Raw genomic sequence first — 11,912 nt, 5'->3', positions numbered from 1 at the left:
ATGGAGATTTTAAATAGTATTAGTCAAAAGTTTGCTGACAAGGTAGAAGTAGTTGAGGGTTTAGATTACCATACATTTATGGTAGAAAAAGACAACCTTCTAGATATAGTTTCTGATTTAAAAGCTGTATTTGGTTTTAACTTTATGATAGACATTACAGCAGTAGAATATGATGAATATATCCAAGCCGTATATCATTTTATGAATTTAGATGAAAAACTTATTATTAGGATCAAGGTTAATTTAGAAAAGGACAAACCAGTAATACCGTCTCTTGTTAATATCTATAAGGGTGCAGATTTGCAAGAAAGGGAATCATTTGACTTAATGGGAGTAAAATATGAAGGACATCCAAATTTAAAGAGAGTTTTGTGTCCTGATGAATTTGAAGGACATCCATTAAGGAAGGATTTTTCAATGAGAGACAGGGGTTTAAAATAAAGTGAGGTATCAATTATGTTAAAAGAAGAATGTAATATAACCACACAAGAGTTTACGTTAAACATGGGACCCCAACACCCGAGTACCCATGGTGTTTATCGGGCTATTTTGACACTTGATGGCGAGACAGTTACAGATGTAGAAAATGTAATGGGCTATTTGCACAGGGGTGTAGAAAAAATTGCTGAGAACAGGACCTATACCCAGTTCATCCCTTATACAGATAGATTGGACTATCTTGCTCCAGCTTTAAACAATTGGGCATATGTTGGGGTTGTTGAAAAGCTGATGGAGCTTGAAGTTCCTAAACGAGCAGAGTATATGAGAGTTATACTTGGTGAGTTACAAAGAATTGCCAATCACCTTGTTTATGTTGCTAGCTTTGCTCTTGATTTAAATGGTTTCTCTGCCTGGATGTATATGTTTAGGGATAGGGAAAGGATACTTGATCTATTCGAGATGTATACAGGTTCTAGAATGACCTTGAACTCAATGAGAATTGGTGGAATGCCTAGTGAGTTTCCACCTGAGTTTTTACCAGCTTTAGAAAAGCTACTAGAAGATTTACCAAGGTGTTTTCATGAGTATGATGGCATAGTAACAGGCAATGAGATTTTTCAAGCCAGGGCAAAGAATGTAGGTAAAATGGATATCGAAACTACAATCAATTATGGTTTAGGTGGTGCAAATTTAAGGGCTGCTGGATTAAAGTATGATTTGCGCAAAGAGATACCATATAGCGTTTACGATCAATTTGATTTTGAAATTCCTGTTGGTAAGCAGGGAGATTGTTATGATCGGTATATAGTGAGAATGGAAGAAATGAGAGAGTCCGTGAAGATTATAAAGCAGGCTATTGCTCAAATGCCGGATGGTCCTATAATGACAAAGGTCCCAAAAGTTATCAAACCTCCAAAAGGAGAAGTATATTCTCATATAGAAGGTGCAAAGGGTTGGTTAGGTTTCTATTTGATAAGTGACGGCTCAGCTAGTCCTTACAGATTGCATATTCATGCACCATCCTTTGTTTCGCTCGGGGCTTTTCCTGAAATGGCAAAGGGAGGTTATCTACAGGATTTAATTGCTATCCTTGCCTCCATAGATATTGTTCTTGGAGAGGTGGATAGGTAAATCTTTAATGCAGGGGAGATTAAATATGGAAAATATATTTGTTAATTTAGCTTCAATAATTAGGGACTTTTTAGCAGGATTAGGCTTAAGTCCACTAGCAGTTGATATGATTATGGTTAGTATCCAGGCCATTAGTATATTAACATTTTTACTGTTAAATGTTTTATATCTGGTTTATCTTGAAAGAAAACTTAGTGCCTATATTCAACAAAGACTTGGACCAAATAGGGTTGGCCCGAGAGGTTTTTTTCAAACAACATTGGATGTAATAAAGCTTCTTGGAAAGGAAGATATTGTTCCAGACTGTGCTGATAAATGGCTATTTCGTTTAGCTCCAGTTGCTATATTTATTCCAACTATGATGATATTTGCTGTTGTACCTTTTGGTGAAAATATGATAGCTGTAGACTTAAACATTGGTATATTTTATTTTATCGCGATTGCTTCTACTAGTGTGATGGCATTTGTTATGGCAGGATGGGGATCTAACAATAAATACTCACTACTTGGTGGGATGAGGACCGTAGCACAGATGATTAGCTATGAAATACCTTTAGTTTTTTCACTTCTAGGTGTTGTTATGATAACCGGGTCCTTAAGGATGTCAGAAATCGTAGTTGCACAGCAAAATGCGTGGTTTATAGTTCTGCAACCACTTGCATTTTTAATATTCTTTATAGCAGCTTTAGCCGAACTAAATCGGGCACCCTTTGATTTACCAGAGGGTGAGCAGGAGATAGTAGCTGGGCCATATACTGAGTTTAGTGGTATGAGATTTGCATTATTTTTTCTAGCTGAATATGCTAATATGGTTGCTATGTCGGTTGTTATAGTAACAGTTTTCTTAGGCGGCTGGCAAGGTCCTCTGCTTCCATCATGGCTGTGGGTATTTATAAAAATGTATTTAGTAATAACTGTAATTATGTGGCTAAGATGGACATTTCCAAGAATTAGAGTGGATCATTTGATGAATTTTAACTGGAAAGTGCTCTTGCCATTATCAATTATAAATATCGTGATTACTGGAGTAGTAATCAAGGTTATCCAGTGGTTTTAGGGGGTGATTAGGTGTACGGTAAAGGTTTATTAACAGGACTTTCAATTACATTAAAACATCTTTTTGGTAAAGCTATAACGCAACAATATCCAGAGGTAAAACCGAATTTGCCTCCTAGATCTCATGGATTTTTTAATTTTTCTATGGACAAATGTATAGCCTGTGGTATGTGTGCTAAATCTTGTCCCAACCAAGTAATTGAAATTAATAGTGAACGGGGAGAAGATAAGAAAAAGCATGTAACAGAGTTTAAAATGGAGTTAGGTTATTGTCTTTTTTGTGGTTTATGTATAGAAGCATGCCCCACAGATGCATTGAATTCTTCTTCTGATTTTGAGTTGTCATGTTACAAAAGAGAAGCTACAGTATATGACTTCTTAAACAAAAGCGGAGAAGGTCATTCTAAGGTGTAAGGGAGTGAGGTAAATGTTGGAAGTTTCACCAGCGATTTTTTGGCTTATTTCGGCAGTTGTTATTGGTTCAGCTCTAGCCGTTGTTCTTTCTAAAAATATTGTTCATAGTGCCTTGTTTTTAGTAGTTAGCTTCATTGCTGTAGCTGGCGTATATGCACTATTAGGGGTAGACTTTATTGCTGCTGTGCAGATTTTAGTCTATGCTGGAGCAATTGCTATCCTGTTAGTATTTGGTATCATGCTTACAAAAAGAGGAGATATGAGGGATACTAACTTATTTAACCAGTATAAGTATCTAGGCTTGTTTGTAAGCGTTGCATTTTTAGCAGTTACAGTATACATGATTTCTTTGAGTGATTTGCCTGCAGTTACAGGAGAAATGGGAAGTGTTATAAGGCTTATAGCCATAGATTTGTTCGGAAATTTTGTTATTCCCTTTGAAAGTGCTGCAATTCTGCTTTTAGTTGCTATGGTAGGAGCAGTAATGTTAGCGAGAGGAGGGAATAAAGAACAGTGACAGGTATAGGTTTAGAGCACTACTTAATTCTTGCTGCTTTGGTTTTTACAATCGGGTTTTATGGAGCAGTTGCTAAAAAAAATGCTATTGCTGTTTTAATGGGTGTTGAGCTAATGTTAAATGCTGTCAACATTAACATGGTTGCCTTCAATAGGTTTTTAAACGCCGATGTAGCTATGGGTTTTGTATTCGCTATTTTTGTTATTGTTGTAGCTGCCTCTGAGGTTGCAGTAGGTTTAGCAATTATAATGAAGATTTACAGAGAACGTCTGGTTACTAATGTAGACGATATTGATTGGTTGAAATGGTAGATGTTAACTGAAAGGTAGGTGAGAAGGTTGATAGAAATAGCTTGGCTTTTGCCAATATTGCCTTTACTAGGCTTTGTTGTCATATCATTTCTTACAAAAAGATTTAAAATGTTAAGTGCTCTTGTAGCTACAGGCATAATGGCTACCTGTCTAATTATATCTATAGGAATAGCAATAGAAGTATTGCGACTTGGAGTAACCATGGAAAACCCTGTGGAGTATGCAGTAAACTGGTTATCACTTCCAGGAGTTACCATAGAGGCAGGAATACTTGTAGACCCACTTACAGCTGTTATGTTGATTGTGGTTTGTACTATAGCTCTACTGGTGGATATATATTCTATTGGCTATATGGAAGGAGATCCGGGGTATTCAAGGTATTTTAGTTACCTTTCCTTTTTTGCAGCATCAATGTTAGGACTAGTAGTAGCAAACAACTATTTCCAGATATTCTTTTTCTGGGAACTGGTGGGTCTAAGTTCATACTTGTTAATTGGATACTATTTTGGAAGGCATTCCGCAGTCCAAGCAAACAAAAAAGCATTTGTTGCAAATAGAGTGGGGGATTTTGGTTTTCTACTAGGTTTCTTTTATCTATTTTTAATGTTTGGAACCTTTAACTTTGGAGAGCTTGCGAGTGCAATACCAGCTCAAGCTAATACTGTAATGCTAACTGTTGCAGCAATACTGGTATTCATTGGACCAGTTGGGAAATCTGCTCAGTTTCCATTACATGTTTGGCTACCTGATGCAATGGAAGGTCCAACTCCAGTAAGTGCCTTAATCCATGCAGCTACAATGGTTGCTGCTGGTGTTTATCTGATCTCTCGTCAGTTTGTCTTATTTGCACACTCTGATCTTACACTATTAATTATAGCTTATGTTGGTGGTTTTACTGCCATATTCGCAGCTTCTATAGCTTTAGTAAATTCAGATATAAAAAGGATACTAGCCTTTTCAACTCTAAGCCAGTTGGGTTATATGGTAATGGTCTTAGGTGTTGGAAGTGTTACTGCAGGTATGTTCCACCTTACTACACACGCTTTCTTTAAAGCCTTACTGTTCTTGGGTGCTGGTAGCGTAATTCATGCTGTTCATACCAATAGTATATGGAAAATGGGTGGACTGAGTAAGAAGATGCCAATTACTACCTGGACTTTTGTAATAGGTGCTTTATCATTAGCTGGTATTTTTCCGCTAGCAGGCTTTTGGAGTAAGGACGAGATATTACTTGTTACAAGAGATGCTGGTTTTACAGGTCTCTATATAATGGCTACATTTGTCGCATTTTTAACAGCATTTTATATGTTTAGATTAATATTTGTAGCTTTTTTTGGAGAATCGAATGCGGAACATGAAGCCCATGAGTCTCCCGCAACAATGACAGTTCCTCTAATTATTTTAGCAGTACTCTCAGTTGTGGCTGGATTTATCGGTGCACCATTCTTAGAAAAAGCATTCTGGGCTTTTGTATATTATGGAGAGTTGCATCATCCAGTACCAGATTTAATGGTAATGGTTGTATCTACAAGTGTTGCTTTATCAGGAATATTATTGGCTTGGCTTATCTACTACAAAAAGGTTATATCAGCAGAAAAAATCAAAGAAACATTCAAGCCTATTTATATATTACTTGAAAACAAATACTACATTGATGAGATATATCAATGGTTCTTTGATAAAGTTGTATTAGTAATCTCAAGTGCCTTTAACTGGAGTGACAGAAATTTAGTCGACGGTACAGCCCATGGCATATCAGATAGTATTAGAGCTGCAGGGGCTAAAATGAGGTTTATACAAACTGGTAGCATGCAAAACTATGCTTTAGTAATATTTATTGCTGTAATATTGCTGGTAATATGGATGGCAATACCAGTGCTAGGGGGGATATAAATGAACTTTCCAGTTTTGTCTGTGATAATGCTAGCACCGGTAATTGGAGCTTTAGTAATCCTCTTGATACCTGAAAAAGAAGAGAAACTTATAAAAATTACAGCTGCAGTTTCAGCTGCAGTATCATTAATTCTTGCTATTTCATTGTTTGTTTTGTACGACAAAGATCTAGGAGGAATGCAATTTGTTCAGAGTATTCCGTGGGTTGATTACCTTGGAATAAGCTATACTGTCGGTGTCGATGGTTTAAGTTTGCCAATGGTACTATTAACAAGTTTAGTTATATTCACCGGTGTTTTTGCTTCATGGGATATGCATAGTAGAATTAAAGAGTTCTTTATATTTCTCTTAATTCTAACTACTGGTGTATTTGGTGTATTTATTTCAATGGATTTGTTCTTCTTCTATTTCTTCTTTGAAGTAGCTTTAATTCCTATGTACGTGCTTATTGGACTTTGGGGAAGTACAAGAAAAGAATATGCTGCAATGAAGTTGACTTTGTATCTGTTAATTGGTAGCGTTTTTGCCTTGATAGCTATAATAGCAACCTTCTTATATGCTTCAGCTCCTGAACATCTTGGGTTCATTACTTTAGATATGGTAGCACTAGGAACTGTAACATATGACATTGCTTTTCAGAAGTTTGCGTTTTTACTAATGCTCGTTGGTTTCGGGTTTCTGGTTCCCATGTGGCCTTTTCACACATGGTCACCAGATGGTCACGTTGCAGCACCGACCGCAGTAAGTATGCTTCACGCGGGTGTTATTATGAAACTTGGTGGGTATGGTTTAATAAGGATAGGACTATTCTATTATCCTGAAGGAGCCAAGTACTGGGCCCCGGTGATAGCCTTATTGTGTATAGTTAACGTTGTCTATGGTGCTCTGGTTGCCATGGTACAGAAGGATTTGAAGTTTGTTATAGGATATTCAAGTGTTAGCCACATGGGTTATGTTTTATTAGGTATAGCCTCACTAAATACTTTAAGCCTAGATGGTGCTGTAACACAAATGTTTGCACATGGTATAATGACAGCTCTCTTCTTTGCATTGGTGGGTCATATTTATCATGGGGCTCATACCAGGGAAATTGCACGCTTTGGTGGTTTAGCACATCAAATGCCAAGGATTGCTGCTGGTTTTGTGATAGCCGGTTTGGCATCGTTAGGACTCCCTGGGTTAAATAACTTTGTGGCAGAATTCTTAATATTCCTTGGTGCTTTTTCTGTTGATCAGGTTATTCTAGGATTTATTCCTTTTAGGTTCCTTGCGATACTAGGTATTTTAGGAATTGTAATTACAGCTACGTATGTTTTACGGGTTGTTCAATTCACCTTCTTTGGACCAAGAAAAGAAGAATGGGATCATCTAGATGATGCAAAGGGTATTCAATTGGTTCCAATGGTTGTATTAATTGGTACTCTTATCTTGTTTGGTCTATATCCTGCTCCCCTAGTTGACTTGATCAATACTGGAGTCGAACCCCTGGTAGAAAAAATTCAAGCCGCGGCTGCTATAAGGGGGATATTCTAATGGGAATGAATGTTTATCTATTAACACCTGAATTGATTGCAGGAGCTGTTGGGTTACTACTTTTGGTCTTAGGTCTGTTAGTGCCGAAAACTGAAACAAAGGGTTTTGGCTATATTGCGTTAGCTGGTTTAATAATGGTATTGCTTTCAACAATTATGTTTCAAGGAACAAATGAAAGAGTTTTAGAAGGAATGTACATTATTGATTCTTATGCAACCTTCTTTAAACAATTAGTACTAAGCGCTGCTATTCTTGTAGTGTTAGTCTCCTTTGAATACGTTGGAAAGTTAGGTTATTACCAGTCAGAGTATTATTCTCTAATAGTATTCATCACTCTTGGTATGATGACGATGGTTTCTGCTGGTGATCTTGTTACCTTTTATGTAGGATTAGAATTGATGACAATCTCCTTTATTGTTCTTACAGCCTTTTTAAAGAACAAACCAACAAGCACAGAGGCTGGTTTGAAGTACTTGATATTAGGTGCCATGTCATCTGGTGTATTGTTATATGGTATGAGTTTACTTTACGGTGCGACAGGCACCACTCTTATCGAGGATATGGTAGGAGCTATAGCAACTAATGGAGTTCAACCATTATTAGTATTGGGAATGATCTTTACCCTTTCTGGGTTGGCATTTAAGATTTCAGCCGTTCCCTTTCATATGTGGTCGCCAGATATTTATGAAGGAGCGCCTACACCTGTTACAGCATTCCTAGCAGTAGCATCTAAGGCAGCTGCGTTTGCAGTATTAGTTAGGATATTTGTAATAGCTCTACCAGACTTAGCAGGCCTTTGGATTGTAGTAATTACAGCTTTAGCAGTACTGACTATGGTTTTTGGTAACCTAGTAGCAATCCCGCAGACAAATATTAAGCGAATGTTAGCATACTCAAGTATTGCTCAAGCTGGTTATATTTTGCTTGGTTTAGTGGCCTTTAGTGAGCTAGGTATTGCAGCACTATCGTTCTATGCAATGACCTATGTTTTTGCTAATGTTGGTGCATTTGCCGTAGTAACAGCCTTTTACAATAAAATGGGATCCCATGAGATTAAGGATTATTCGGGCTTGGCTACTAGATCTCCTCTGTTGGCTGCAGCCATGTTCGTATGTCTAATATCCTTGGCAGGATTACCACCTTTAGCGGGGTTTGTAGGGAAACTACTTCTCTTCACTGCTATTATTGATGCTGGATATGTATGGCTGGCTTTCATAGGCATTATCATGAGTATGGTTTCAGTTTATTACTACTTGATTGTGGTCAAGGTTATGTATATTGGTAAGGCAGAGGAAAATGCAGAAGCTATAAAAGTATCATCTGGCTTAAAAACAGCTTTGGTTATTTGTATGGCAGTAAGCCTGTTTCTAGGAATTTACTTTACACCGCTTCTTGATTTAGCTGTACAAGCTGCAAATTCCTTGTTTATTAATTAAAAACAAGATTAGTTATGCCAAAGTCCTAGGAGTGTTATATAATTCTCCTAGGACTTTTTCTTTCTTACATACTTTTAGTATTGAAGGCTAAATATGTTATGGGAGTGGTAGAATGAATAACTATGAAACAGGTAGAAGAGGTGAACTTGCTGCACAAAAATTTTTAGAAAATATGGGTTATGAAATTATCACATTAAATTATCGTTGTAAGATGGGTGAAATAGATATTATTGCACAAAAGGATAACTATATTGTGTTTGTTGAGGTGAAAACAAGACGAAATTTTAAATATGGATTACCCTATGAGAGCGTGTCTACCCAGAAGCAAAAGAAAATCAGAAGAGTTGCAACCTATTATTTACAGGCAAATAGAATTTTTAACAAAGACTGTAGATTTGACGTCGTATCTATAAAAAAAAATAGCGATCAATATGTTTGTGAGATAATCCAAGATGCATTTTAAATTAATTAATATAAGTACTTATTCACATAATATCAGTAACAATTTTAATTGGAGTGATCTATGTGAAAAAAAATTCAGCTACAGAAATAGAAAGCTTATATAAGCTGCTTGGATTAGGAACTATGGGTATTATAGTGGCGGGTATAGGTGCAGTTTGGTTAGGGAGATATGGCATAAAACGGACCATTAATAATATTACTAAAATCCTAATGGCAGAACCCTATGATAGAAATTTAATGGAGTTTTTTTCAGCAACTAAAAGGGTTGGTTTTCAAAATATAGTTGAAAATAGCATGAGGGCGGAGGAGGGCAAGCTGATTAAAAGACCCTTAGGAAGTCCTAGAAAATTTCTACATTTTGATGAATTAATGTTTAATATAGCACAATTAGATCAGCTACCTACTGAAAAAAATATTAATATAGATACTACTGTTATGGTTGGTCCAAAAGCTGCAAAACCTTTAGTAATTGATATTCCAATAATTGTAGACGGCATGGCATTTGGAACAGCTTTATCTGAAAAGACAAAGGTTGCTATTGCAAAAGGTACAGCAATGGCAGGTACTGCAACTAATACTGGAGAAGCAGGCATGCTTTTATCAGAAAGAAAAGCAGCTAAATACTTAATTTTACAATACCCCAGGGGAAACTGGGCAAAGGATAAGAAAACGTTGAAGATGGCTGATATGATCGAAATACAAATTGGGCAAGGAGCCTTAGCCGGAACATCCCATTCAGTAAAGTCAAAGGACTTGGATAAAAAATCGCGTCAAGTCATGGGTTTAAAGAAAAATGAGGATGCTACTATAAATGCTATACTACCAGAAATAAAAAATGGCAGTACGTTAAAAAGCGTAGTTGATGCAATAAAGGAGGTAACCGGTGGTATTCCTGTAGGGTGCAAAATTGGGGCTGGTAAGTATTTAGAAAAAGATATAGAAGTAGCGATAAATGCTGGAGTAGATTTTATAAACGTAAATGGAGCTCAGTCTGGAACAAATGGTGGACCACCCATTCTACAGGATGATTTTGGACTGCCCACCCTATATGCACTCAGCAGGGCTGCACAGTTAATAGAAAAGAGTGGGCTTAAAGGCCAAGTAAGCTTGCTTATTTCTGGAGGACTAAATACCCCTGGGGATTATTTAAAGGCACTTGCCCTAGGGGCAAGTGCAATTTGCATAGGAACATCAGCTTTGTTTGCGGTATCACACAACCAAGTGTTTCAAGCAATGCCCTTTGAACCTCCAACCCAGGTAGTTTGGAATACAGGAGTATTTAAAAAACAGCTAAGTATAAACAAGGGGGCAAAAAGCTTGTTTAAATTTTTAATATCTTGCACCTTAGAAATGGAAGAAGGGGTTAGAGCACTAGGTAAAACAGCAATAAAAGAAATAGACAAAAAAGACTTAATTGCCCTTACAAAAGAAACATCAGAAATAACCGGAGTAGAATTAGCTTACTAAAAAGGCTTAATTGTCAAGTTAACCCAGATGTTTTCAGGATTATTATGTTAATAAGGGTGTGGAACAATGTATTTTTTGGGATTAGATTTAGGTGGAACAAAGATTGAAGCTGCAGTTGTAGATAAAAAAGGAAATATATTAAGTTCTAGCCGTGTTTTGACAAAAGCAGAAGATGGATCAAATAAGGTTTTGAAAAGAATGTGTGATCTCTTAGATGAAGTACTAAGTACAGCGGGTCTAAGAAGTAAGGAAATTTCAGGATTAGGTATTGGTGTTCCTGGGGCAGTTGATCAATCTCATGGAATGATATACTTTCTTACCAATTTACCAGGATGGACCAATTTTCCTGTTAGAGATTACTTTCAATCATATTATAATATCCCGGTAGCCATAAATAATGATGCAAATGCTGCAGCATTAGGAGAACACTTTTTTGGAAGTGGCATGGGTGTTAAGCATATGATTTATATAACAGTAAGTACTGGTATAGGTGGGGGGATTATTGTGAATGGTAATATCTTAAATGGGGTATGGGGATCTGCAGGTGAAATAGGGCATATGGTTCTTGAATTTAATGGGAGGAAGTGTAATTGTGGTAGTAAAGGTTGCTGGGAAACTATAAGTTCGGGTAGTGCAATCGCTCAGGCTCTTATTGATCGAATTTCCTTGGGGGAAAAAAGCTTTGTTACAGAACTGGTTAATCTAAATGACATTAAGGCTGAACATGTGTTTAAGGCTAGACAAATGGGTGATAAAATCTCAATTGAAATTACAGATAAAGCCATGGATTATTTAGGCCTTGGAATCGCAAATCTTGTAAATATTATTAACCCCGAAAGAATAATCATTGGCGGAGGAGTATCAAAAGTGGGTGATTTGCTTTTTGAAAGGGTTCGAAATAAGGTCCAAGAATTGGCTTATGGTCCTGCAGGCAATGTAAGGATACAACGAGCATCTTTAGACGATAAAACTGGAGTGATTGGGGCAGCTGCGTTAGCTATGGGAGATTTCCATCAATAATTTTCCATCTTTTAGCAGGAAAAATATAGAAATAGGCAGAATTAGACTATAATCGATATTTTCCTATATTTTTCTAAAGGAGTATATATTATGCTTGCAGTTGTAAATAGCTGTTCCTTGTTAGGTTTAGAGAGTTATCCTATACAGGTAGAAGTGGATGTTTCATCAGGTTTACCAGTTTTTGAGGTAGTGGGAAAGACGGCCAACCATTAAATACACTATATTTTACCG

The 11,912-nt window shown here is 36.8% G+C and carries 12 protein-coding genes; all 12 read left to right on the top strand.

The window, feature by feature from the left end:
• The 12 genes from APF76_04945 to APF76_04890 all read left to right on the top strand — a co-directional run bounded on the left by APF76_04945 (window position 1) and on the right by APF76_04890 (window position 11,681).
• Window positions 1-441 carry a hypothetical protein gene (locus APF76_04945; protein KUO52384.1) on the top strand — a complete coding sequence of 147 codons (441 nt, stop codon included), beginning with the start codon at window positions 1-3 and terminating at the stop codon, window positions 439-441.
• Between the two features lie 15 nt (window positions 442-456).
• Window positions 457-1,572, top strand: a complete 1,116-nt coding sequence (locus APF76_04940; protein KUO52383.1) for an NADH dehydrogenase — start codon at window positions 457-459, stop codon at window positions 1,570-1,572.
• A gap of 25 nt (window positions 1,573-1,597) precedes the next feature.
• A complete protein-coding gene (locus tag APF76_04935; protein KUO52382.1) occupies window positions 1,598-2,629 on the top strand; it encodes an NADH:ubiquinone oxidoreductase subunit H in 1,032 nt (343 codons plus the stop codon).
• An 11-nt stretch (window positions 2,630-2,640) separates the two neighbouring features.
• Window positions 2,641-3,042: an NADH-quinone oxidoreductase subunit I gene (locus APF76_04930; GenBank protein ID KUO52381.1), complete on the top strand. Its 402-nt coding sequence runs from the start codon at window positions 2,641-2,643 to the stop codon at window positions 3,040-3,042.
• A gap of 13 nt (window positions 3,043-3,055) precedes the next feature.
• The gene (locus tag APF76_04925) at window positions 3,056-3,559 is read left to right on the top strand and encodes an NADH-ubiquinone oxidoreductase (GenBank protein ID KUO52380.1); all 504 of its coding nucleotides are present in this window, start codon (window positions 3,056-3,058) and stop codon (window positions 3,557-3,559) included.
• A gap of 5 nt (window positions 3,560-3,564) precedes the next feature.
• Complete coding sequence (locus APF76_04920; GenBank protein KUO52549.1) at window positions 3,565-3,870, top strand: NADH dehydrogenase; 306 nt, start codon at window positions 3,565-3,567, stop codon at window positions 3,868-3,870.
• An 18-nt stretch (window positions 3,871-3,888) separates the two neighbouring features.
• Window positions 3,889-5,763 carry an NADH dehydrogenase gene (locus APF76_04915; protein KUO52379.1) on the top strand — a complete coding sequence of 625 codons (1,875 nt, stop codon included), beginning with the start codon at window positions 3,889-3,891 and terminating at the stop codon, window positions 5,761-5,763.
• Window positions 5,764-7,296 (top strand): NADH dehydrogenase, encoded by a 1,533-nt coding sequence (locus APF76_04910; GenBank protein ID KUO52378.1) that lies wholly within the window; start codon window positions 5,764-5,766, stop codon window positions 7,294-7,296.
• Window positions 7,296-8,732 (top strand): NADH-quinone oxidoreductase subunit N, encoded by a 1,437-nt coding sequence (locus APF76_04905; GenBank protein KUO52377.1) that lies wholly within the window; start codon window positions 7,296-7,298, stop codon window positions 8,730-8,732. The genes APF76_04910 and APF76_04905 overlap by 1 nt, the downstream gene beginning before the upstream one ends.
• A 112-nt stretch (window positions 8,733-8,844) precedes the next feature.
• A complete protein-coding gene (locus tag APF76_04900) occupies window positions 8,845-9,195 on the top strand; it encodes a hypothetical protein (protein ID KUO52376.1) in 351 nt (116 codons plus the stop codon).
• Window positions 9,196-9,317: 122 nt separating this feature from the next.
• Complete coding sequence (locus APF76_04895; protein KUO52548.1) at window positions 9,318-10,661, top strand: hypothetical protein; 1,344 nt, start codon at window positions 9,318-9,320, stop codon at window positions 10,659-10,661.
• Between the two features lie 66 nt (window positions 10,662-10,727).
• Window positions 10,728-11,681, top strand: coding sequence for a hypothetical protein (locus APF76_04890; protein KUO52375.1), 954 nt, complete (start codon window positions 10,728-10,730; stop codon window positions 11,679-11,681).
• Window positions 11,682-11,912: the final 231 nt, after the last annotated feature.

Origin of the sequence: Desulfitibacter sp. BRH_c19, from assembly GCA_001515945.1 — a bacterium.
Taxonomy (GTDB): domain Bacteria; phylum Bacillota; class DSM-16504; order Desulfitibacterales; family Desulfitibacteraceae; genus Desulfitibacter.
This window is presented reverse-complemented; position numbering and strand designations above follow the sequence as displayed.

Coding starts and splice junctions, on each gene's coding strand:
- APF76_04945 (KUO52384.1), top strand. CDS start 1: ATGGAGATTTTAAATAGTATTAGTCAAAAGTTTGCTGACAAGGTAGAA.
- APF76_04940 (KUO52383.1), top strand. CDS start 457: ATGTTAAAAGAAGAATGTAATATAACCACACAAGAGTTTACGTTAAAC.
- APF76_04935 (KUO52382.1), top strand. CDS start 1,598: ATGGAAAATATATTTGTTAATTTAGCTTCAATAATTAGGGACTTTTTA.
- APF76_04925 (KUO52380.1), top strand. CDS start 3,056: ATGTTGGAAGTTTCACCAGCGATTTTTTGGCTTATTTCGGCAGTTGTT.
- APF76_04910 (KUO52378.1), top strand. CDS start 5,764: ATGAACTTTCCAGTTTTGTCTGTGATAATGCTAGCACCGGTAATTGGA.
- APF76_04905 (KUO52377.1), top strand. CDS start 7,296: ATGGGAATGAATGTTTATCTATTAACACCTGAATTGATTGCAGGAGCT.
- APF76_04900 (KUO52376.1), top strand. CDS start 8,845: ATGAATAACTATGAAACAGGTAGAAGAGGTGAACTTGCTGCACAAAAA.
- APF76_04895 (KUO52548.1), top strand. CDS start 9,318: ATGGGTATTATAGTGGCGGGTATAGGTGCAGTTTGGTTAGGGAGATAT.
- APF76_04890 (KUO52375.1), top strand. CDS start 10,728: ATGTATTTTTTGGGATTAGATTTAGGTGGAACAAAGATTGAAGCTGCA.